Source organism: Arthrobacter sp. 10L430, from assembly GCF_056395245.1.
Genome location: NZ_JBFTJD010000040.1, coordinates 1 through 22,111, shown reverse-complemented (window position 1 = coordinate 22,111; position 22,111 = coordinate 1). Strand labels below are relative to the sequence as shown.

Annotated in this window: 17 protein-coding genes and 2 pseudogenes; 2 read left to right on the top strand and 17 right to left on the bottom strand. The window is 64.8% G+C overall.

What is annotated here, in order from left to right; translation table 11 throughout:
- The 15 genes and pseudogenes from AC1DDG_RS21250 to AC1DDG_RS21180 form a co-directional block, all read right to left on the bottom strand.
- Nucleotides 1-210: pseudogene (locus AC1DDG_RS21250) on the bottom strand (bifunctional D-altronate/D-mannonate dehydratase); the annotation flags it as partial.
- Nucleotides 211-257: 47 nt separating this feature from the next.
- Nucleotides 258-1,697 (bottom strand): glucuronide transporter, encoded by a 1,440-nt coding sequence (gene uidB / locus AC1DDG_RS21245; RefSeq protein ID WP_476877631.1) that lies wholly within the window; start codon nucleotides 1,695-1,697, stop codon nucleotides 258-260.
- A gap of 58 nt (nucleotides 1,698-1,755) precedes the next feature.
- Nucleotides 1,756-3,588 carry a beta-glucuronidase gene (gene uidA, locus AC1DDG_RS21240; RefSeq protein WP_476877630.1) on the bottom strand — a complete coding sequence of 611 codons (1,833 nt, stop codon included), beginning with the start codon at nucleotides 3,586-3,588 and terminating at the stop codon, nucleotides 1,756-1,758.
- 209 nt (nucleotides 3,589-3,797) lie between these two features.
- Nucleotides 3,798-5,231 (bottom strand): mannitol dehydrogenase family protein, encoded by a 1,434-nt coding sequence (locus AC1DDG_RS21235; protein ID WP_476877629.1) that lies wholly within the window; start codon nucleotides 5,229-5,231, stop codon nucleotides 3,798-3,800.
- Nucleotides 5,228-6,634, bottom strand: coding sequence for a glucuronate isomerase (gene uxaC, locus AC1DDG_RS21230; protein WP_230119333.1), 1,407 nt, complete (start codon nucleotides 6,632-6,634; stop codon nucleotides 5,228-5,230). Before uxaC ends, AC1DDG_RS21235 begins: the two co-directional genes overlap by 4 nt.
- A gap of 162 nt (nucleotides 6,635-6,796) precedes the next feature.
- Nucleotides 6,797-7,858 carry a LacI family DNA-binding transcriptional regulator gene (locus AC1DDG_RS21225; protein WP_230119332.1) on the bottom strand — a complete coding sequence of 354 codons (1,062 nt, stop codon included), beginning with the start codon at nucleotides 7,856-7,858 and terminating at the stop codon, nucleotides 6,797-6,799.
- 140 nt (nucleotides 7,859-7,998) lie between these two features.
- Complete coding sequence (locus tag AC1DDG_RS21220; RefSeq protein ID WP_230119331.1) at nucleotides 7,999-9,165, bottom strand: Gfo/Idh/MocA family protein; 1,167 nt, start codon at nucleotides 9,163-9,165, stop codon at nucleotides 7,999-8,001.
- Nucleotides 9,166-9,222: 57 nt separating this feature from the next.
- Nucleotides 9,223-10,083 (bottom strand): sugar phosphate isomerase/epimerase family protein, encoded by an 861-nt coding sequence (locus AC1DDG_RS21215; RefSeq protein ID WP_476877628.1) that lies wholly within the window; start codon nucleotides 10,081-10,083, stop codon nucleotides 9,223-9,225.
- Between the two features lie 106 nt (nucleotides 10,084-10,189).
- Nucleotides 10,190-11,065: an ATP-binding cassette domain-containing protein gene (locus tag AC1DDG_RS21210; protein ID WP_230119329.1), complete on the bottom strand. Its 876-nt coding sequence runs from the start codon at nucleotides 11,063-11,065 to the stop codon at nucleotides 10,190-10,192.
- The gene (locus AC1DDG_RS21205; protein ID WP_230119328.1) at nucleotides 11,062-12,933 is read right to left on the bottom strand and encodes a dipeptide/oligopeptide/nickel ABC transporter permease/ATP-binding protein; all 1,872 of its coding nucleotides are present in this window, start codon (nucleotides 12,931-12,933) and stop codon (nucleotides 11,062-11,064) included. The genes AC1DDG_RS21210 and AC1DDG_RS21205 overlap by 4 nt, the downstream gene beginning before the upstream one ends.
- The gene (locus AC1DDG_RS21200) at nucleotides 12,930-13,613 is read right to left on the bottom strand and encodes an ABC transporter permease (protein ID WP_476877627.1); all 684 of its coding nucleotides are present in this window, start codon (nucleotides 13,611-13,613) and stop codon (nucleotides 12,930-12,932) included. The genes AC1DDG_RS21205 and AC1DDG_RS21200 overlap by 4 nt, the downstream gene beginning before the upstream one ends.
- A gap of 91 nt (nucleotides 13,614-13,704) precedes the next feature.
- Nucleotides 13,705-13,872: pseudogene (locus AC1DDG_RS21195) on the bottom strand (ABC transporter permease); the annotation flags it as partial.
- 6 nt (nucleotides 13,873-13,878) lie between these two features.
- A complete protein-coding gene (locus AC1DDG_RS21190) occupies nucleotides 13,879-15,402 on the bottom strand; it encodes an ABC transporter substrate-binding protein (RefSeq protein ID WP_230119326.1) in 1,524 nt (507 codons plus the stop codon).
- A 207-nt stretch (nucleotides 15,403-15,609) separates the two neighbouring features.
- Nucleotides 15,610-16,620 carry a Gfo/Idh/MocA family protein gene (locus AC1DDG_RS21185; protein ID WP_230119325.1) on the bottom strand — a complete coding sequence of 337 codons (1,011 nt, stop codon included), beginning with the start codon at nucleotides 16,618-16,620 and terminating at the stop codon, nucleotides 15,610-15,612.
- Complete coding sequence (locus AC1DDG_RS21180) at nucleotides 16,617-17,465, bottom strand: sugar phosphate isomerase/epimerase family protein (RefSeq protein WP_230119324.1); 849 nt, start codon at nucleotides 17,463-17,465, stop codon at nucleotides 16,617-16,619. Before AC1DDG_RS21180 ends, AC1DDG_RS21185 begins: the two co-directional genes overlap by 4 nt.
- 241 nt (nucleotides 17,466-17,706) lie before the next feature.
- On the opposite strand from AC1DDG_RS21180, the gene AC1DDG_RS21175 reads away from it, so the two are divergent.
- Together AC1DDG_RS21175 and nadE are read left to right on the top strand one after the other, a co-directional pair.
- On the top strand, nucleotides 17,707-18,744 hold the full coding sequence (locus AC1DDG_RS21175) for a LacI family DNA-binding transcriptional regulator (RefSeq protein WP_230119323.1): 1,038 nt from the start codon (nucleotides 17,707-17,709) through the stop codon (nucleotides 18,742-18,744).
- A gap of 50 nt (nucleotides 18,745-18,794) precedes the next feature.
- Nucleotides 18,795-19,649: an ammonia-dependent NAD(+) synthetase gene (gene nadE / locus AC1DDG_RS21170; RefSeq protein ID WP_476877626.1), complete on the top strand. Its 855-nt coding sequence runs from the start codon at nucleotides 18,795-18,797 to the stop codon at nucleotides 19,647-19,649.
- 9 nt (nucleotides 19,650-19,658) lie between these two features.
- Here the strand turns inward: nadE and AC1DDG_RS21165 are convergent, their stop codons facing one another.
- Nucleotides 19,659-20,573, bottom strand: coding sequence for an NADP-dependent oxidoreductase (locus AC1DDG_RS21165; RefSeq protein ID WP_230119321.1), 915 nt, complete (start codon nucleotides 20,571-20,573; stop codon nucleotides 19,659-19,661).
- Between the two features lie 89 nt (nucleotides 20,574-20,662).
- A complete protein-coding gene (locus AC1DDG_RS21160) occupies nucleotides 20,663-21,619 on the bottom strand; it encodes a cupredoxin domain-containing protein (protein WP_476877625.1) in 957 nt (318 codons plus the stop codon).
- Between the last annotated feature and the right edge of the window lie 492 nt (nucleotides 21,620-22,111).

Sequence of the window (22,111 nt, the reverse complement as noted above, 5' to 3'; positions counted from 1 at the left end):
CAGGAACTGCCAGGTGTCCTCGATCCGGTGCGGATCCTTGCCGATCAGCAGCTGCGCAACATGTTCCTTCAGGTACGCGGCCACGGCCAGTTCGCGGCCGTTCAGGGTGGCATCACCGATGCCGGTCACACCGTCCTCGGTGGTGATCCTCAGGGTCACGAAGTTACGGGAGGGGCTTGTCACGAACACTTCCGCGGCAATGATTTTCACAACAGGTCCTTTCGAGCGGGGGGCTTGGTCGAGGCTGGTTCTGGAATTTAGTTTGAGTTGGGCGCGAGCGGTTTGGCGGCAGCCCTTGAGGGGGTGGCTTCCGAGGATGCGGCAGCCGATCCTTCGGCTCGGCCTTGTTCACTGGTGCGGCCTTGTTCACTGGTGCGGCGTGCCCGGATCTCGGTGAGGATCTCGGCGTGCATGGCGTCAGTGAGGTCGTACTTGGACATGACCAGGACGGCCAGGATGGTCAGCACGGCGGGGATGGCGCCGGCTGCGAGCTGGATTCCGAAGATGGCGTCGGCGGTCTGTGCACCGCCGGACTTGTAGCCGCCCAAGGCCAGTGCGTAGGCGGCGAGCGCGCCGCCCACAGCCTGGCCGGTCTTCCGGGTAAAGGAGAACAGCGCGTAGGTGATGCCCTCGGTCCGAACACCGGTCTTCCATTCGCCGTACTCCACCGTGTCGGCTTCCAGGGCCCACACCACGATGTTGACGGCGAGGACGCCCACGAGGCTGACCACCAGGCCGGTGAAGCCGATCCAGACCTGGCTGGCAGGGGTGAAGAAGATGATGGCGCCACCGATGACGGTGAGCAGCGACGAGTAGATGTACACGCGCTTCTTGCCGATGCTGCGGACCAGCTTGGGCATGAAAGCTGCCAGCACGAACGTGACGACCAGCTGAATGATGGACAGGACCGGATACAGGTCGAGGCGGCCGAGGACGTCGCGCAGGTAGTACAGCTGCACGGAGGTCAGTGCGAGGTAGCCGGAGAGGAAGAAGAAGGAGCTGATGCACAGCATCAGGAGGGGCTTGTTGCCCTTCAGGGTTTCCATGCTCTGCTTGAGGGACACGTTCGGGACCGCGCGGTGTACGCGTTCCTTTGCGGTGAGGACTGTGAAGAAGTACAGGCCTGCGCCGATCACGACGAATACCATCGTGATGGTGGTGAAGGTTGCCTGCAGGTCAGCGCCGGGCTTGATGAGCGGTGCCACGAAGATGCCGAGGGCCGAACCCACCAGCAGGCCGCCAACCATGCGTGCCGATCCCAGCTTGGCGCGCTCCCCCGGGTCCTGCGTCATGGCGCCGGCCAGGGAGCCGTAGGGGATGTTGACCAGGCTGTAGGCCAGGCCAAGGGCTGCGTAAGTGACGTAGGCGTAGAGCAGGGTGCCGGACTCGCCCAGCTGGGGGACGGAGAAGGTTGCGACGCTCAGGAGCAGCAGCGGGATGGAGCCGAACATGATGAATGGACGGAATTTCCCGAAGCGCTTGCTGAAGCTACGGTCCACCATGCGGCCGGCAAGGACATCGGCGAACGCGTCGAAGATCCTGACGGCCAGCAGCAGGGTGCCGGCAGCGGCGGCGGAAATGCCCGCGACGTCTGTGTAGTAGACGAGGAGGAACATGGTGGCCGTGGTGAAGGCCAGGTTGTTGGCGGCGTCGCCGGCGCCATAGCCGATGATGTTCAGTTTGCTCAGTTTTTTCATGATTGGGCTCCTTTACCCGGTGCCGTCCCCGCGGGGCCGGCGAAAAATGATGAAAACGTTAGGGGGTGGTGGTGCCCGCGATGGTTTTGTCGCTGCCGTTCTTGACCCCGGCGAGCGCGGTCCAGCGCTGGCGCAGGGCGAATGCGGCGGGTTTGGGCCGGCGGTCGCGGGTGAAGACGCCCTTCTTGTTGCCGTCCACCCGCATGATGCCGTTGGACGTCTGGAAGTCTGCGAAGTTCCACACCTGCTCGCCCACCATGGCTTCTACCCGGTCGAAGACGCGGTGGTACATGGCCAGGAAGGCTGCCTGGTATTCCTCGCTCCAGGGCTGCTCATAGATGGAGTGGAAGCCGGGCATGGTGTCCGGTCCGTACTCGGTCACGATCATCGGCTTGCCGTACTTGGCTTCCCATTCCCGCAGCTCCTTCTCCAGGACCTGCTCCGCTGTTTCCAGGTCCCCATTGTTCAGGTACCAGCCGTAGTAGCGGTTGAGCATGATGACGTCGAAGAGGTCGCCCAGCAGTTCCTTGTCCGGGGTGTCGAACATGACGTTGACGTAGCCCACGGGGCGGGTGGGGTCCAGCTGACGGGTAAGTTCGGCCAGCGGCTGGAAGTATTCGCGGGCGCCTTCCTCCGAACCGTTGGGTTCGTTGGCGATGGACCAGATCACTACGGACGGGTGGTTCTTGTCGCGGGCCACGAGTTCCGTAATGGCCTGGCGGTGGTTCGCGGCGGTATTGGCGTCCACGCCGCCGTCGACGTACGTCTTTTTCGCTATGCCGCCGAACACGGCGCCGAAGCCAAGGTGCAGGCCCACGGCAGCGGTTTCGTCGATCACCACGATGCCGTGGCGGTCAGCGAACTCCATGACTTCCTCGGCGTACGGGTAGTGCGAGGTGCGGAAGGAGTTGGCGCCCACCCAGTCCAGGAGCTGGAAGTCGTTGACCATCTGGGCGTTGCTGTGGCCCTTGCCGATGGCGACATGGTCCTCGTGCATGCCGAAGCCGGTGAAGTAGAAGGGCTCCCCGTTGATGAGGAATTCCTTGCCGCGTACATCGACTGTCCGCACGCCCACGGGCAGCGTGTAGCTGTCCAGCAGCCGGCCGCCGTCGTGGATTTCAGCGGTCAGGTTGTATAGGTATGCCGCGCCGGGCTTCCAGAGCACGACGTCGTTGATCACCAGGGCGCCCTCGGCGCCTTCCGCGCGGGACACCTCGACGCCGTCGGCATCCTTGAGGGAAACAGTCACCGTTTCGCTGCCGGAGCCGCCCGCCGTCGCGATGGTGTAGTCAACGGTGCCGGTGGCGCCGTCGAAGCCGGTCACTGCCGTGATGTCGTCCACCGTGACGGCGGGCGTGCTGTAGAGCCAGACGCTGCGGTGGAGCCCGGCGTAGTTGTAGAAGTCATGGAGGTAGCTCTGCTGCCGGCGGCCGTCCTCGGTGACGGTGATGCTGCCCGGCGGGATGGTGGCCTGGGTGAGTTCGTTGTTCACGGAGATCGTGAGCCGGAAAGCCTGGCCCGGGGTGACGTGGTCCGTGATGTCGGCGCTGAACGGCATGTAGCCGCCGGCGTGCTCGGCGACCAGGACGTCGTTCACCCAGACCATGCCTTCGTGGGTAGCGGAGTCGAGGCGGACGTGGACCCGCTCCCCGGCCCAGCCGCGGGGAACGCGCACTTCGCGCTGGTACCAGACGTAGCCCACGTGGTCGCGGATGGCCTTGTCCGGGAAGACGTCGTTGTAGCTGGCCGGAACACCCATTTCGAGGCTGGTTTCCAGCGGAGCCTTGAACCATTCCTGCCGGTGTCCGGCACGGTCGAAGTCCACCTGGAAGCGATAGAGGCCGTCGAGGTTGACCAGTTCGCGTGTTGCGCTGGCTTGGGGCTTGAGCATTGCGTGGTCCTTACGCGTCATTGCGGGGTGGGTCTGGGGAGGATTGCGGGTGCCCGGGGTCGCGGCCGGGTTTTTGCTCTTGTTGTAATCCTAATCACTTGGCAATCATTTGGCAAGCGGTTGCCATCATTTTGTTGAAAGTTCATGAAACACTGCTGCCCGGCTCCCCGTGATCCGGGAGCCGGGCAGCAGTGCACGTCCGGAGGACGCTACGGGAAGACAGCCAGCTCCCCGAACGTTCCGCACAGGTCTGCAATCAGCTCGACGACGGCGGGGTCCCCGGCCAGGGCCGGATCCACCAGGTCCAGCAGGGCACGGATCCGCTCCGCGCCGCTGAGCCGGTTGGCTTCGGCCGCCTCGCTGGCCAGCGGATCCTGGAACGCTGCCGCGGCGGCGCTGTAATCCATCCACGCAGCAATCATGAGCGCCGCCGCCGCACCGGACCGCCCCGCTGCACGTTCGGCCCGCAGCACCGGAACGGCGCGCATCCGCAGTTTGGTGCTGCCGTCCATCGCAATCTGCGCGAGGTGGTGGGCAATCCGGGCATTGCTGAAGCGTGCCAGCAACGCAGCGCGGTAAGCCGGGATCTGCAGTTCCGCAGGATTTCCGTCCGACCCGGAAAGGTTCGCTTCCGCCTCGTCCCAGAACTTTTCAACGGCCTGCAGGCAGAGCGGATCCGCCAAAGCCTGGGCCACTGTGGTGTGGCCGCGAAGCTGCCCGGCGTAGGCCAGCAAGGAGTGCGCGCCGTTCAGGAGCCACAGTTTGCGGTTCTCGTACGGTTCAATGTCGGCCACGAAAACGGCACCGGCGCCTTCCCAGCGCGGGCGTCCCGCGGGGAAATCCCCGCTGAGCACCCAGTTGGCGAAGGGCTCGGCCACCACGGGCGAATTGTCGCGGTAGCCGCACGCGGCCTGGACGGCGGCAATGTCCGCATCGGTGGTCCGCGGGGTGATGCGGTCCACCGAGGTGCTGACGAAGCTGATGTTGGCGTCAATCCATCCGACCAGGCCTTCGTCCCACGCCCCGGCCATGCCCACCACGGCGTTGTGCGCCACGGTCCCGTTGTTGGAAAGGTTGTCGCAGCAGACCACGGCGAGCGGTCCGGCGGCAGCAGCCCGGCGGGCGGCGAGGGCCAGCACCAGCCGGCCCAGCGGCGTCGTCGGATTTCCGCTGCCGGACGCCATCAGCGCAAGGTCGGCAACGACGTCGGACGCCGTCCGGTCGAGTTGCCCGTCGGCGCCGAGCCGGTAGGCGGCTTCGGTGATAGTCAGGGTGACGACGGCGGTGGCGGGCGCGGCAACCAGCTCCGCGAGCCGCCGCACGTCGGCGCCGTCCACGGCCTCCACGATGCTGCTGACCACCGTGAAGGAGTCGCCGCCGTCGGCCCGTTCCATCAGGGTGAACAGTCCGTCCTGTTCGGCCAGCGCGAGCGCGGCGTCGGGGCGTCGGCCGGTGAAGGCTGCGATGCCCCAGTCGGCGGCGTCAGCCGACAGGTGGGTGTACCAGGCCTGGTGCGAGCGGTGGAAGGCGCCCAGTCCCAGGTGGACGATCCGCACGGGTGCCTTGGCAGACGGCCTCAGGCTGCGGCTGAGTTGGGGAAGCTCGACGGCGGGTTCCGGCGCGGATTTCAGTTCGATGCTCACAGCTTGAAGACCCTTCGGGGCGAGCCGTCGACGATGTCGACGATCAGTTCATGGGCGCGGTCCTCGCCGACGCGGTGCTCCGCTACCAGCCTGGCCAGGAAGGAGGCCTCGATCCGGCGGGAGGCATCGTGGCGCGCGGGGATGGAGCAGAAGGCCCGGGTGTCGTCGATGAAGCCGGACGAGCGGGAGAACCCGGCCGTCTCCGTGACGGCGGAACGGAAGCGCAGCATGGCGTCCGGTGCGTCCAGGAACCACCACGGGGCACCGAGGTAGACGGACGGGTAGAAGCCTGCCAGCGGCGCGAGTTCGCGGGAGAACACGGTCTCGTCCAGGGTGAAGAGCACCAGGTGGAAGTCCTTGGCGGTGCCGAAGTCCTGCAGCAGCGGGCGGATTGCCTCGGTGTAGTTGGTGGCGACGGGAATGTCGTGGCCTGTGTCTGCACCGTAGGTGTTGAACGTGGGCTCGTGGTGGTTGCGGTAGGACCCCGGGTGGATGGTCATGACCAGGCCGTCCTCCACGGACATCCGCGCCATCTGGTACATCATGTGGGCTTCGAAGTCGTCGCGGTCCTGCGCCGTGGCCTGGCCCGAGCGGGCGCGGTCGAACAGCTTGGCCGCATCGCCGGCGTCGAGCTTGAGCGTCACGGGAGTGCGGACGCCGTGGTCCGCGGAGACTGCGCCGTGTTCCACGAAGTAACGACGCCGGTTTTCCAGAGCCGTGACGTAGCCGGCATAGCCGGTGGCGCCGTCGCCCGCTGCCGCGATGAGCCGGTCCGCGTTCGCGGACCAGGTGGGGTGCGCGATGTTCAGGTAGGCGTCGGGGCGGAAGGTGGGAAGGACTCGTCCGTGGAACGTGGGGTCCTCGGCGATCGCCTTGTGGCTGGCCAGGCTGTCCAGCGGATCGTCAGTGGTGGCCAGCACCTCGATGTTGAAGTCCTTGAAGAGCTGGCGGGGCCGGAAGCCCGGCTCGAGCAGCTTGGCAGATATCGCATCGTAGCTGGCATCGGCGGTCTCGGCGCTGATCTCGTGCTGGAGGCCGAAGACGCTGCTGAACTGGGTGCGGAGCCAGTAGCCGGAGGCCGTTCCCTCGAACAGCGGCCAGGCCTTGCAGAACTCGTGCCAGACGGTACGGGAGTCCGGTTCCCCCGCTGCCGAGCCCTTCAGCCGGTCCAGGGGAACGCCGCTGGCGTGGATCAGCCGCGTGACGTAGTGGTCCGGACTGACCAGCAGCGCTGCGGGGTCCGGGAAAGGGGTGTTGTGCTCGATGACTGCGGCGTCAACGTGCCCGTGCGGGGAAATGATGGGGAGGTCCTGGACGCGCTGCAGGAGGTCGCGCGCAATGCTGCGCGTTCCGGGATCCGCGGGCAGGAGCCGGTCTGGGTTGGCGGCAATCGACTGTGACATAGCTCAATGGTCCGGTCTTCCCCGGGTATTTGTCAACCGGTTGCCAAATATTGCCAGAGTGTCCCGGATTACTGTTCGCTACGGTTCCGGGCTGTCGCACCTGCGATCCGGGCCGCGGTTGTCCGAGACCGGCGCGGATATCCGGAAATGCCGCGGACTTGCTCAGCCCGCGGGCAGGAGCCGTCCGCTCGAGCCCCGCAGCACAAGCTCTGTTTCGACGCGCAGGGTGGCGGTCGGCTCCCCTGCGCCGTGCAGCAGGTCCAGCAGCAGCGTGGCAGCGCCCGAGCCGCACTCCCCCAGCGGCGAGCGAACGGTGGTGAGCGGAGGCGTGGTGAAATCCGCCCCGAAGATGTCGTCGAACCCCACGATGCTGATCTGGTCCGGGACCACCACCCCCGCGGCTTGGAGTTCCTGCATGAGCCCGATGGCCAGGAGGTCGTTGTAGGTCAGCACGGCCGTGGCACCGCTGGCGCGGACGTCGCGCGCCACCTGCCGGCCGCCGTCGACCGTGGGTTTGGTGGATTCCAGCCGCACGGCGTCGAGCCGGGACCATTCGCAGGCGGCCTGCACGCCTTCCCAGCGGCGGGCGGACATCCAGGACTGCGCAGGACCGGCAACGAAGGCAACCTTGTGGTGCCCGTTGGCCGCCAGGCTGCGGACTGCCTCGCTGATGCCCTTGTTCACGTCGGGAACCACGCACGGCACGCCGTCGACCTCGCGGTTGATGACCACCACGGGCTTGTCGCGGGCGATGGTCCGGATGTCGTCGTCGTCCATGCGCGGACTGGCAAGGATGAGGCCGTCCACGGTGGCCATCATCCGGCGGGCAGCCGTCAGCTCGGTGACGGCGGACTCGGCGGACTCGGCAAGTACCAGGGTGTAGTCGCGGAGAGTCGCGGTGGTTTCTGCGCCGCGGATGATGTCGAAGAACGTGGGGTTGGTGATGTCCGCGACGATCAGCCCGAAGGTGTTGGTGCGGCCGGTGGGGAGGGCCCGGGCGAACGGGTTGACGTGGTAGTTCAGTTCGGCGGCGGCATCCTCGATGAGTTTCTGCGTCTTGGCGCTGACGCGGCCGGGCTTGCTGAGCGCGCGGGAGACCGTGGACGGATTGACGCCGGCAACCTTGGCAATGTCGTAGATGGTGGCGTTGGATTTTCCGTCCCGGGCGTTCTTCTTGACCAGACCTGTTGGTGCGGCAACGTCCGGCGTCTTGGGTTCAGTCACCGCCCCATCCTAACGAGGAAACAACCCGACCAGGTCGCAGTTGTGGCCGTTTTGAGCGCTCAAACGGCCACAACTGCCAGTTAGTTGGGCGAGGGTTGGCCAGCGGTTGCCGGGCTGGGGTTGCGGGTTGCTGGAAGGGACTAGGAGCGCTCGGGGAACTTGCCCTCGTCCGCGATGCGCTTGTTCAGCTCGGCGAGGAACTCGTCCTCGTCGAAGTCCAGCCCCACCTCCGTGCCGGTCCAGCTGGAGAGGTGGATGGCGTTGGCCAAGCGGACGCCCTTGATGCCGTCCGATCCCGGGGCCAGCAGTGGGGTTCCGTCCAAAATGTTGGCCGCGAAGTTCTCCAGGACGCCGGAGTGCTGCGCGCCCCAGGCGGACTCGAACTCGATGACCTCTGTGGTGTAGTACTCCTCGGGATTCAGCTCGCCCATGAAGAGTTTGCGGACATCATCCATGTCCATGCCGTCGCTGAGTTCACGCTCGGGCTTCTTCAGGCGCGTCACCGTGGCGGTTTTGGAGTTTTCGACGACGATCTTGCCCTGGTCGCCCAGGATCTCGAAGCGGTCGGTCCCCACGAGGTCGTGCGTGGCCGTCACGAAGACGCCCGTGGCGCCGTTGCCATAGTCCACGACCGCAGTGACTTCGTCCTCCACTGCGATGTCGCGGCGGAAGCCGTAGGCAACCTTGGAGTAGACGGACTTGGGCACGCCGCAGATCCACTGCCACAGGTCCAGCTGGTGCGGTGCCTGGTTGACCAGCACGCCGCCGCCTTCGCCGCCCCACGTGGCGCGCCATTCACTGGAGTTGTAGTAGCCCTGCGGGCGCCACCAGTTGGTGATGATCCAGTTGGTGCGGCGGATGCTGCCGATCTCGCCGTTGCCGACGATCTCCTTGAGCTTCTGGTACAGCGGGTTGTTGCGCTGGTTGAACATGATGGCGAAGGAGAGCTCAGGCTTGCCGGCGGCAAACTCGTTGAGCTCCCTAACCTGCTTCGTGTACACGCCGGCGGGCTTCTCCACGAGCGCGTGGATGTTGCGCTTGAGCGTTTCGATGCCCATTTCCGGATGCAGGAAGTGCGGCACGCAGGTGACCACGGCATCCACGTCGCCGCTTTCCAGCATGGCGATGTAGTCGTCGTAGAAGGCAACCTCCGGGTACGTGGCCGAGGCCAGTTCCTTCTTGGCGGGGTCGGTGTCGCAGATGGCGCCGATCTCCATGTTCGGGACCAGCCCGTCGGTGATGAACCTGGCGTAGGCGCCGCCCTGCTGGCCCAGGCCGATGATGCCCAGGCGTACTTTGGTGCTCACAGATAATTTCCTTTTCGTTGGTTGAGCTTGTCGAAACCGGATGATCGGGATCAGTGGTTAGAAGAGGCCCGCGTGGCCCATGGCCACCAGGTTGTCGTAGGAGGTCTGCAGGGCATCCCACACAGTGCGGCCGTAGAGTTCGTCCTGCTCCACGAGCATGTACTGGGCGCCGGCAGCCTGCGCGGCCGGAATGATGGCGGGGAAGTCCAGGTTGCCTTCGCCCACTTCGGCGAACTGCACCACGTTCTTGAACTCCGCCATGAAGCCCATAAAGTCCCCGGAGTCCAGCAGCCCGAAGGAGGACTCGGGCAATTCGCCGATCCGGTAGTCCTTCAGGTGCACCATGGCCGTACGGCCCGCGTACTTTTCCAGGGTGCGGACAGGGTCGAGGCCGCCGCGCTGTACCCAGTGAACATCGATTTCCATGCCCATGGCGGGGGAGTTCTCGGCGATGATGTCCAGCATGTACTTGCCGTCGAACTTCGCGAACTCGATGTGGTGGTTGTGGTAATACAGGCCGAGGCCCTGTTCCCGCAGGCGTTCGGCGTATTCGTTCGCCTGCTTGGCGAAGTCAATGACTGCGCCAATCGATTTCATGGCGGGGAACGGCAGCATGCCGATCCGAAGAAGCGTGGAGTCGAGGCGCTTGGCGTCATCCACGATCTTGTCGAAGTCGTCCCTGAGCGAGTCACCGGGACGGCCTTGGGGTGTCTCCATGGCCACGGACAAGGCTGCAATATCCATGCCCAGTTCGCTGCGGGAACGCTCCAGTTCAGCGACGTTTTCCGGAGTCATGGGAATCTGGGAGATCTCGACGGCGTTGTAGCCGATCGCGCTGACCTTGCGGAGCGTTTCAAACGCGCCGAGTTCGGTGAAGCTGTCTTTCAACATCATCGCTTGTACGCCAATTTTGGCCACTGTTTCCTCCGTGGTGTTCCGGGCCCCTAAGGGCCATTTTGCCGGTTTCGTGCTGTCACCCGATGCCGCCGCCCGGTGTTAGACGAACGCTGTTAGGCGAACGCCGTTAGGCGACGGCGCCGGCCTGTTCAATTTGATGCTGCTGGTTTTCCAGCAGCCGGTGCCGGTCCGCCCGGCGCTGTTCCTGCCGGTCCGGATCGGGGACCGGAGACGCCAGCAGCAGCCGCTGGGTGTAGGGGTGGTCGGGGTCGGTGGTGACGACGCCGGCGGGGCCCTGTTCGACGATCTCCCCGTGGTACATCACGGCGACGCGGTGGCTGATGTGCCGGACCACGTCGAGGTCGTGGGAGACGAACAGGTAGGAAACGCCGGTGTCCTTCTGGATCTGCAGGAACAGGTCGAGCACCCGCGCCTGGGTGGACAGGTCCAGGGCACTGACGGGTTCGTCGCAGACAATCAGCTTCGGCGAGAGTGCCAGGGCTCGGGCGATCGCGACCCGCTGGCGCTGGCCGCCGCTGAACTCACGCGGCAGCCGGTGGATGGCGTCCGAGGGCAAGCCCACCTGGTCGAGTAATTCCTTGACGCGCTTCCTGGCCGCTACGGACTCCATGCCCTGTACCCCGAGGGGCTCGGCGAGGATGGCGCCGATCTCCAGGGCCGGGTTCAGCGAGGTGTATGGATCCTGGAAGACCACCTGGAGGTCGCGGCTGAGCGTGCGCCGTTGCTTGCGCGTGGCGTGGCTGATGTCTTTGCCTTCGAAGATGATCTTTCCGCCCGTCACCGGGGCAAGGCCCAGGACTGCCCGGCCCAGGGTGGTTTTTCCGGAACCGGACTCCCCCACCAGACCCAGGGTTTCGCCCTGGCCGATGGAAATACTGATGTCCGTCAGGGCCCGGAACGGCTTGGCCCGGAACTTCTTGCTGGGATATTCCACAACCAGGTTGTCCACCGTCAGCAGCGGGGCGCTCTCCGTGGTGCTCATGCGACCGGCTCCTTCTGGCTGGATACAAGCATGGACATGGGTGTTTTGCCTTCGAGCATCGACGCCAGGAGGGTCCGGGTGTAGTGCTCTTTCGGGTTGCGGAGGATGTCGCGGACGGACCCTTCCTCCACAAGCCGGCCGTTCTGCATGACGGCCACGCGGTCGCAGAGGTCCGCCACCACACCGAAGTTGTGGGTCACCAGGATGACGCCGATGTTCAGTCGCTGCTGGAGTTCGCGCAGGAGGTCCAGGACGTCGGCCTGCACCGTGACGTCCAGGGCCGTGGTGGGCTCGTCGGCGATCACCAGGTCCGGCTCGCAGCTGATGGCTCCCGCGATCAGCACACGCTGGGCCATGCCTCCGGAGACCTCGTGCGGGTAGGCGCCAAACGTCCGGTGCGGATTGACGATTCCGACGTCGGTCAGGAGCTTCAGCGCCCGCGCCGTCGCCTCAGCCTTCGAGATTCCCAGGACACGCACCATCGGCGTCACCAGCTGGTAGCCGATGGTGAAGGCGGGGTCCAGGTTGCTCATGGGCTCCTGCGGAATGTAGGAGATCCTCCTGCCGCGCAGCTTGGACAGCCGCGCCTGGTCGACGCGTTCCTCGCCCGGTGCCACGGTGTAGTTGCCGTCGAACTGGATGGAACCGGCCACGAGCCGGGCGTTGTCCGGAAGCAGACCCAGGATGGAGAACGCCGTCTGGGACTTGCCCGAACCGGATTCACCCACAATGCCCAGGATCTCGCCGCGGTCCACGTGGAAGGAAACGTCGTCCACCACCTTCTTGACGGTGCCGTCTGCCTGCGGGTAGCCGACGCCGAGGTTGGTCACCTTTACCAGGTGGTGCTCGGTTCCGGCGTCGACGGCGGCCACCGACTTACGTGACTGGCGCGCGGTGGCTGGTGCCGCCGTCGTGCCCATCACCGGGGTTGCCTGCTTCTTGCGGTGCCTGATCTTTTCGCCATCCTCCAGAGCGTCACGGATGGCGTTGCCCAGCAGGACCAGCCCGCCGATGGTCAGCGCCATGGCCACAGCCGGCCAGAACAGCAGGGTCGGGTTCAGGTAGACGTTCTTGAAGCCTTCCGAGAGCATGACGCCCCAGGTGGCCTTGGTGGGATCGCCCAAGCCCAGGAATTCCAGGCCGGATTGGATGGCGATGGCAACACCTGCAATCGCCGCGGTCTGGATGATGATGGGTGCCCGGACCACGGAGAAGATGTGGCGGGCAATGATGCTGAGGTCGGAGAGCCCGGACACGCGTGCGGCGTCAACATACAGTTCGTTCCGGACCGACTGGACGGCTGTGCGGGTCAGCCGGAAGTAGGACGGACTGATCAGGACGCCGAAGGCGATCATGGACATCCATACCGACGGGCCGAAGGCCGCCCGGATGGTCAGCAGCACGATCAGGCCGGGGAGGCTCATGAGAATGCTGACCACCCAGTTGGAGACCGCCTCGAACTTTCCGGAATAGTAGCCGGCGATCAGGCCGGCCGGCAGGCCGATGACAATGGCGACGCCGGCGCACAGCAACGCCGAAAGAAGCGTCAGCTGCGCACCGAACAGCAGCCGGCTCCAGACATCACGGCCTGAACTGTCAGTTCCGAGGATGTTCACGGAGTCCGGTGCGGCCAGGGTTTTGGCGATGTTTGCGTGATTCTGGTCAAAGGGCGCCAGAACGGGCGCGAGGATGGCCAGAAACGAGATCGCCAGCAGAATTACCGTGGCAGCGATGCCAAGGGGGTTCTTGAACAGGCGCCGGATCACGGTGGAGCGGACCACAGTGCCGCTCTGCCCCGCGTGATTGGAGGGCGTGGGGGCGGCAGGTGCAGGGGCGGCAGCTGCCGCGGTTTCCACGGAATCGCTCATGACACACGTACTTTCGGGTTGAGCCAGCCATTAAGAATGTCCACCAGCAGGTTCACCACAATGACGACGACCACCGTGTACATAACGACGCCCATCACCACGGGAAGATCCGACTGGCCGGTAGCGGCGACCGCCAGCGGACCCATGCCCGGAAGGGCAAAGATCTGCTCGATGATGACCACTCCGCCAAGCATGCCGATCAGCTGCAGGCTCAGCACGGTCAGGCCGGCCGGTGCAGCACTGCGCAGTACGTGCTTGAAGAGGATCTCGCGCTCACCGATGCCGCGGCTGCGCAGGGTGCGGACATAGTCGCGCTCAAGCTGTTTGATGACCGCGCTGCGGATCTGCTGCGCGCCTCCCGTGACGCCGTTGATCAACAGGGCAATCACGGGAAGGGACATGGAATAGACCCACGCCTCGGCCCCGGAGTCCGGGGAGATGGTGCTGGTGGCAGGGAACAGTCCCATCTGGATGGCCAGGATGGTGACCAGGATGACGCCAATCACGAACCCGGGGATCGAGTCCCCGATGATGGCGCCAACCTGGACCACCCTGTCCACCCAGCCGCGCTTGACGGCCGCGGCCACACCGATCAGTGCGGCGCAGATGGCGATCAGGATCATTGCGGTGAAAACCATGGTCATGGTGACCGGAATCCGGGTGGCCAGGGAATTGGCCACCCGGATTCGAGCTGAACCACGAAGCACCAAGGTTTCCGGTCAGGGCATCGCCCAGCCAGGAGAAATAACGGGTCATTAGGGGCTGGTCCAGCCCCAGCTCGTGTTCCTTCATCGCCACTTGTTCAACAGTGGCCTGGTCACCCAGGATGTTCCTGGCGATGCTTCCGCTGGAGACATAGAGCAGGCAGAAGGTGAGCGCGGAGACCACAAACAGCACCACCAGCCCGCTTCCCAGCCTTTTCGCAATGAACCTGATCATGGTGTCCTACTTGGCCGGTGAGTAGTTGTAGATGGACGGAACGGCCTGCTGGATCTGCGGCCTGACGTTCACCTTGGAGTTGTGGTAGTACATCTGGTTGACCCGGAACAGCGGGGCGAACCATGCCTGTTCGACGACGTACTTGTTGACTTCCTGAGCCAGCTTGCCGGCATCGGCACCTCCGTTGCGCACTGCCGCGATCTTGGCGTCCAGCTCCGGCGTCGCGTTCTTGAACGGGTTGTAGAGCGCTTTGGTGGAAACAATCTGGTCGGTGGCGACCGTGGGCTGGCCCTGGAAGAGCGAGAAGTACATGCTGGTGAACTTCTGCGCGGCAATGTCAGAGGTGAAGGTATTGGTCAGCGCGGCGCCAACCTTGAGGGTGATGCCCACGTCCGCCAACTGCTGCTGGACCACGGAGATCTGCGTTTCGAAACCGGGAACGCCAGGGATTTCCAGGGTTACGCCGCTTTCGAAGCCGGCTTCCTTGAGGAGCTGCTTTGCCTTGGCCGGGTCGTAGCTGTAGTAGTTCTCGAGCTCTTCGGTCCAGGCCCCGCTGGCCTTGCCGAACGGCTGGGACGTCGGGGTTCCCTGGCCCAGCATGACCTGGTCAAGGATCGTCTTGCGGTCGAAGGCGTAGTTAATGGCCTGGCGGACCTTGACGTTCGCGAGCGCCGGGTTCTTGGTGCCGTCGCGGTCCAGGAGGAGCAGGCCCTGCCAGTCCACTTCGTTGGCGGCCAGCTTCATCTTGGCGCCCTCCGCCTGCTTGCCGTTCTTGGGATCCAGGATCGTGGCATCGACCTGGCCGGAGACAAGGGCGTTGGTGCGGGCGGTAAGGTCCGGCAGGATCTTGAAGGTCAGCTTGGAGTACTTCTGTAGGTCCTTGTTCCAGTAGTCCTTGCGGGCAGTGAAAACGGTCTGGGAGTCCTTGACCGACGCCGCCTTGTCCATCACGTACGGGCCGGAGCCCACCGGTTCGGTCTTGATGCCTTCGCTTCCAAGTGCCTTGGGGCTGCCCATCAGGCCCGCAGCCTGGCTGAGGAAGTATTCCAGGGCCGGGTCCGGGGTGGTGAGGTTGATGTCGATGGTGTCGGCATCCACAACGGCCACATCTTTGACCGCATTGAGCTGGGCCATCTGCGGGCCGTTGGCCTTCTTGAAGTGGTCCATGTTCGCCTTGGCCGCTTCGGCGTCGAACTTGGCTCCGTCGCTGAAGGTGACGTCAGTCCGCAGGTCCACAGTGAGCTTGGTGCTGTTGCTGTTGTACTTCCAGGCGGTAGCCAGCATAGGGCTGAGCTTTCCGTCCGGTTCGCGGAGGATCAGGGTGTCATACACGGCCTGGTAGGGCTGGAGGACGTGCCCCACGTGGGCCTGGGCCGGGTCCCAGGAACGTACGTCCTGGATCGTGCCGATCGTCAGCGCAGTGGCGGCGCCGGCGGCTGAGCCGGAGTTTGCGGTGCCGCCGCACGCGGTCAGGGCAAGCGCCGCGCTGACTGTTAGGGCGGTCACTGCCGCCTTGGGACCTAACTTCATTGTTGGCTCCTTGGATCTTTGGAACGTGATGCTTACGGAATAGGCCGGTGTGGCGTGGACCACACCGGCCTTGCGAGATTCAGCGTACGCATTGTTGCCCGTTTTGGCAACCGATTGTCAAAACGACTGCCATTTTGACTCGAATGGGCTGAAATACCGCGGCCTGACTTTGCTCAAACAGCCACAACCAGTTGCCGAACAGACGGCTCAGGACATCCTGTGGGCAGGCGCCGGGTAGCTCTGCCGGTAAATATCCTTGATGATGCGCAGCGACTTTTCGGCCTCCGCGGGGCCGATCCAGAACGTCTCCGCCTCGTCCAGCCGGCCATAGAAGTCGTTGATCAGCAGCTCGTGCGACACACCCCAGTAGGAGCGGCCGCCGGAGTCGCTCTTGCGCTCCGGAGTGACGTCTACGCGTCCGTCCGCATAGGTGACCGTGAGGTCGTCCCGCAGGCTCAGGACGGCCTTTTCCGTGACGACGTCGAGTGTTACGGGCGCGTTGAAGGCATTGGCCAGGGTGGCATAGAAGGCGCTCCGGGCACCGTTGGCATGTTCCGCAACGAATTCCGCGGTGTCTTCCACCTCAATAGTGCCGGCCAGGAAGCGCGTGGAAGCGTTGCCGCTGACCGTCACGACGTCGCCAACCAGCCACTGGAGCAGGTCCACGGTGTGGATGGCCTGGTTCATCATCAGCCCGCCGCCACCGCCGGCCCACGTCCCCCGCCACGGGCGGCTTTGGTAGTACTCGGCGGAACGCTGCCACATCACTGTTGCCGACGCTCCCACCACGGCCCCCAGCTCGCCCGTAGAGAGCAGCGAGTGCATGGCCTGCGACGTTGCGTTGTACCGGTTCTGGAAGCACACGGCGATTTTCGCCCTGGCTGCCGAGGCGGCTTCAACCAGCCGCCGTCCCTCCGCCAGCGTGTGGGCCAGCGGCTTCTCCACGATGACATTGACGCCGCGCTCCAGGCAATCCGCAGCCACCGAGGCGTGCTGGTCATGCGGGGTGCAGATGTGCACCACGTCCGGCCGGACGGCCTCAATAAGGGCGAGGTGGTCAGCGAAGCCGGGGACGCCGTAGGCGGCCACCGCGGAAGCCAGCCGCCCCGGATCCGAATCGCAGACCGCAACCAGCGTGGCGCCGTCGAGCTTTGCAACCGCTTCGAAATGCACGGCGGAAACGTCGCCGCAGCCGATGACCGCCGCCGTCGTGCTCAAGAGAGTTCAACCCCATTTTTCGCGGCGAGCGCGGCAAAGGCGCGGGCCGCGACGCCGAAGGCCACCGGCCCCGAGAATCCGCCCAGCTCATGGGCGCTGGCCAGGTGGGGTTCCAGCGAGGCGAAGCCGGTGAAGCCGTCCGCCTTCAAGGCGGCAATGGTGGCGTCCAGTTCGCCGTCGCCCTCGCCAGAGGGCACCACTTCCCCGCTGGTGGACAGCGCATCCTTGACCTGGAAATACTCAAGGTAGGGGCGCAGCATGGCGTAGCCGTCGGTGTAGGGCTTGACGCCCACCTGGACGAAGTTGGCGTTGTCCCAGGCGATGCGCAGCGACGGGGAGTCCACGGTTTTCATGATGTCGAGGACGCGTTCGGGGGTGTCGCCGTAGATTCCCTTCTCGTTTTCATGCAGAAGCACGACGCCGGCCTCCGCGGCTTCCGCGGCCAGCGCACCCAGGCGGGCGATGACGTCGTCCCGGATGTCTTCCTGGCTCTGGCCTTCGGCCCGGTAGAACGAGAAGATACGGATGTATTTGGTATCCAGGCCCTTGGCCACGGAGATGATCTGGCGGAGCCGCTGCACTTCGTGCTCGACGGGCAGCGAGACGTCCACCTTGCCGATGGGGCTGGCCACGGCCGAGACCTTGAGGCCCTTCTCATCGAGGATTTCCTTGAGGGTGGCAACCTGCTGCGGTTCCAGCTCGGAGACATTAGTGCCCCAGGCGCTGCGCACCTCAATGTGGCTGGCACCTAAGGCCAGCAATACCGCGGCCTGCACCGCGGGATCCGGATCTATTTCATCGCCAAAGCCTGAGAGCGGCCAGACTGCGGTTGTTGATTTGCTCACGCGGATCTCCTGGGTTTAGCGGCCGCCGCGGTGAAAGCTCGCCTTCCTGCTCCAGCGCGGTGACCCAGTTCACAAACGGTGTCCAGGCCAGTTTAGCCAGCTTGGCCGGCAATGACAACCGATTGCCAAACTTTGACAATCTGTGGCATTCTTTGCTGACGGGATCTGTGGCGGCAGTCACAGGCCCGCCTGTCCGCCCCCGGCCATTCCGGCCCGGCCACCACGTTCAGAGAGGAGCGCCGTGGCTACGACGCAACCAGCAGCAGTGGACCGTCCGCCCACCATCCATGACATTGCCGCGCTCTGCGGCGTCGCGGCCTCCACCGTTTCCCGGGCCCTCTCGACTCCTGACCGCGTCAACATCAGGACGCGCCTGCGGATCGAGGCGGCTGCGGCCCAACTGCACTACATCCCCAACAGCCAGGCGAAGGCGCTCAGCTCCGGCCGGACAGGTGCCGTGGGAGTCCTGGTCCCGGACATTACCAACCCGTTCTACTTCGACCTCATCAGGGGCACGCAGCTCCAGCTCAAGGCGGCCGGGTACACCCAGCTGCTCGTGGACACGGAGGAATCCGATGAGGTGGAAGCCAGCACCATGGAGCAACTGCGCAAGAGTGCGGACGGCATCATTGTTGCCGCATCCAGGCTCAGTGACGAAGCCCTGCTGGCTGCGGCCGCAAAGATGCCTATGGTCACCATGAACCGCGACGTTCCCGGGGTCCCTGCGGTCCTCATTGACACCCCGTCCGCCACCAGTCAGGCCCTCGACCACCTCATCTCGCTGGGCCACACCCGGGTCGCCTACATGGCCGGGCCCACGACGTCCCAGTCCAGCGAACGGCGCTGGACCGCATTGTCCGAGGCAGCCGAGGAACGCGGCGTGGAAGTCCGCAGGCTCGGTCCGTTCGCCCCCAAGACGCAGTCCGGCGCAGCTGCCGCGGACGCCGCCGTGCACAGCGGAGTGACTGCGTGCATCGCGTTCAACGACCTCATCGCCATCGGCATGCTCCAGCGCCTCCGCGAACGCGGCATCCGTGTTCCCGAGGACATGAGCATTGTGGGCTGCGACGACATCTTCGGCGCCGACTTCTGCAATCCGCCGCTGTCCACCATGGCGTCACCGATTGAACAAGCCGGCCGCGTGGCCGTCTCCATGCTGCTGGCCCAGCTGAACCCGCTGGCCGGCGGCGGCACACGCAGCAGGTCGGTGATGCCCACCCACCTGACGGTCCGAGGCTCCACCGGCCCGGCACCCGGCGCGACCCACGCATGGAAGTGACGGTGCGGACACAGTTGAGCGTTGCCGACGCCGCTGACTAGGCTGGGCACATGCGCGAACTCCAGGCCAAGATCATTGAAGAAATGGGCGTCCAGCCCCGGATCGATCCTCCCGAGGAGGTGCGCAAGCGCGTCACTTTCCTAAAGGAGTACCTGAAAGCCACCCGCACGAAGGGCTTTGTTTTGGGCATTTCCGGAGGCCTGGACTCTTCGTTGGCGGGACGCCTTGCCCAGCTCGCCGTCGAGGAGCTCCAGGCCGAGGGCACCGAAGCCAACTTCGTGGCGGTCCGCCTCCCCTACGGCGTGCAGCATGACGAAGACGACGCCCAGGCCGCCCTGGACTTCATCCAGGCAAAGACGGAGTGGACCTTCAACATTTCGGCGGCCGTGGACGGTTTCGAGGACGAGTTCGAAAAGACCGTCGGATCGGAGATCTCCGACTTCCATAAGGGCAATACCAAGGCCCGGACGCGCATGATCGCCCAGTATGCCCTGGCCGGTGAGCACAACTACCTGGTTATCGGCACGGACCACGGCGCCGAGTCCGTGACGGGGTTCTTCACCAAGTTCGGCGACGGCGGCGCGGACATCCTGCCGCTCTTCGGCCTGAACAAGCGGCAGAACCGTGCACTGCTTGCCGAACTTGGCGCGCCCGCACGGATTTGGGAGAAGGTGCCCACGGCCGACCTCCTGGACGGCAAGCCCGGCCGCACGGACGAGGACGAACTCGGCATCACGTATGACCAGATCGACGACTACCTCGAGGGCCGTGATGTCCCGGAGAACGTGGCCGTGGCCATCGAGCAGAAGTTCCTGCGGACCCGGCACAAGCGCACCGTTCCGGTCAGCATCTTCGACACCTGGTGGAAGCACGAGGGTCCGGAGGAGCCCAGGGCAGGACTCTGATCCGGGCTCCTAGGGCAGCAGCACGATCTTGCCGCGGCCGTGGCCCGTCCTGCTGATCTCCAGGGCATCGGCAGCCTCAATGAGGGGCATCCGGTGGGAGATGTGGAAGGTGATCTGGCCGTCCGCAGTGAGGGTAGCCACTTCCTCAACGCGTCCTTCCAGCTGCCGGACGGCGGCGATTCCGGCTTCCGCCGAGTGCTTGCCGGGAACTGTTGTTACGGCGCGGCTGCGGTCCTGCAGCAGTTGGGCCGTCGCGGCAACGGCCTCGTCGTTGCCGATGGTGTCGAACACAGCGGTGACATCACCGGTGGCGTGGCTCAGATCCCGCACCCGGTCTGCCAGCCCCGCTCCGTAGGTCACGGGTTCGGCACCCAACTCGCGGAGGTACTCGTGGTTGGACTCGGACGCCGTGCCGACCACCCGTGCCCCGAGTGCTACGGCGATCTGGACCGCGGCCGAGCCCACTCCTCCGGCCGCGGCATGGATGAGGAGGGTGTCTCCGGGGCCCACTCCGAGCTGCTTCAGGGCAGAGTACGCGGTGCCGCCGGCCACGGGGATGCACGCCGCCTGTTCGAAGTCGACGCCGGCAGGGAGCGGGGTGAGCTGTTCGGCCGGGACCAGGGCTTCCGTGCGGTAGCCGCCGGTGAGGCCGTTCCAGATCACTTCATCGCCTACGGCAAACCCCTCGAAGGCGGGCCCCACAGCTGTGACCACGCCGGCTGCCTCGCTGCCGGGCACCGCCGGAAAATCCAGCGGTGCCCATTGTTTCAGGTAGCCGGCCACAAGTTTCCAGTCGACAGGGTTGACGCTGACCGCCCGGAATTCCACGCGGACTTGGCCCTCGCCGGGCTCAGGCAGTTCCTCGGCTCCTACCTTCAGGACCTGCGGGCCGCCGTATTCGTCGAAGTAGATCCTGGTGCTCATGGCTCTGGCTCCTTTGCTGCTGTCCCTGGCCTCTAGTGCAAGGGTAGGCAGGGCACTGCAGTCGTCACAAGGAGACATCAGGAGTCCGGTCAGGGCCTGACTTCCACCTCTCCCACCATGCCCATGTAGTCATGCAGGGCGCAGAGGTAGTCGTACTCGCCCACCTTGTTGAAGGTCACGGTGAATTTTGCCCCGGGCTCCATCAGGCCGGAGCTGAGGTCCCCGCCCTTGAAGTTCTTGGGATTGCCCACCGGCGCGAACACATTGGTCGGCTCATGCCCGAACGTCACGGTGTGCGGCGCACCCATCCCGGCATTCACAAAGGTCACAGTGTCTCCGAGGTGGACGACTATCTCATGGTGGACGAACCGCATCAGCATCGCGGTTTCGTTGTCCGTCCCGGCGATCACCTTGTGGTTGCTGGCCTGCTTGCGGGCCGCCTCCCATTGCTTCTCGCCGTCCCGCACGATCTTCCGTTCCTCTTTCTTGGTCTGGCGGTCGTACTGCGACTGCGTGAACGGGTAGTCCGTTCCGGCGGCGCGGACATGGACCGTACCCTTCATCGCCATGCCGTGAACGACGCAGTAGTAGGTGAACTTGCCGGTGTGCGTGAACTTCAGCGTGTAGTGCTCCGCCTCCTTGAAGCCGCTGTTGGAGACATTGGCCATGATTCCGGAGTTGTAGTACGAGTGTCCGTCATACGTGGCGCCTCCCTGCCGGCTCAACTGCTTCGGATCAAAGGGGTTGAACGGCTTGAGCGGCTGGCCTTTCGCCAGGAACGTCACGGTGTGGATTTCTGCGGAGTTTGCCTCCCACTTGATCTTGTCCCCGGCGTTGACATAGATGTTCGACGGAAGGAAGGACATGCCCTGGATGGCCTGGTCTGAAGACTCCGAGCCGACTTGGACGGTCCAGGTCTTCGGCGAGTTCTCATCGTCGGCAAAAGCAGCGGTACTAAGTGACAGCGGCAGGAGGATGGCCGCCAAAAAGGCGAGGAGGAGGCGCAGCGGGTGCGGCCATTGGTGGTTTTTTGGTGTGAGAGTCATGCGACTCATTCCTTTACGCTGGGCGTTGGCAGCCGCGGTGCGGCCGGGAAGGTACCGGCCCGCAGATTGCGGTACCGGACCGATGCCAGAGCGGCGCGGATCCAGCGGGACCCTTCTGCTTTTCTCTGTCGCCCAGCCCAGGGAAGGGAAGAGGCCTCGGAACCGGACCCGCCACCGAACTAGGCGACAACACGGGACTTTCCGGTTCTCGAAGGGATAAGTTGTGGTTCTGTTGAGCCGTCAGAGCCCTGATTCGTGGCCGACGGCGTGCGGTCGAAGCCGGTCGGTCCGAGACTACAGATACAGTTCCCATGGTGCTCCGCGTCGAGGAAATTGTCGAGATGCCGCGTTGACTCATCGAAGATGCCCGCGTAGCGGTATTCGAAGAATCATTTGAGAATGCCCGCGTAGCGGCGTGTCCGCCGGGGTGGTGTCTGCCGCGTCGGCATTGTGAGCCATGGAGCTTTCGATGAGTGAACGCAGGGCTATCAC

Coding starts and splice junctions, on each gene's coding strand:
- uidB (WP_476877631.1), bottom strand. CDS start 1,697: ATGAAAAAACTGAGCAAACTGAACATCATCGGCTATGGCGCCGGCGAC.
- uidA (WP_476877630.1), bottom strand. CDS start 3,588: ATGCTCAAGCCCCAAGCCAGCGCAACACGCGAACTGGTCAACCTCGAC.
- uxaC (WP_230119333.1), bottom strand. CDS start 6,634: ATGTCACAGTCGATTGCCGCCAACCCAGACCGGCTCCTGCCCGCGGAT.
- AC1DDG_RS21210 (WP_230119329.1), bottom strand. CDS start 11,065: ATGAGCACCACGGAGAGCGCCCCGCTGCTGACGGTGGACAACCTGGTT.
- AC1DDG_RS21205 (WP_230119328.1), bottom strand. CDS start 12,933: ATGAGCGATTCCGTGGAAACCGCGGCAGCTGCCGCCCCTGCACCTGCC.
- AC1DDG_RS21190 (WP_230119326.1), bottom strand. CDS start 15,402: ATGAAGTTAGGTCCCAAGGCGGCAGTGACCGCCCTAACAGTCAGCGCG.
- nadE (WP_476877626.1), top strand. CDS start 18,795: ATGCGCGAACTCCAGGCCAAGATCATTGAAGAAATGGGCGTCCAGCCC.
- AC1DDG_RS21165 (WP_230119321.1), bottom strand. CDS start 20,573: ATGAGCACCAGGATCTACTTCGACGAATACGGCGGCCCGCAGGTCCTG.
- AC1DDG_RS21160 (WP_476877625.1), bottom strand. CDS start 21,619: ATGACTCTCACACCAAAAAACCACCAATGGCCGCACCCGCTGCGCCTC.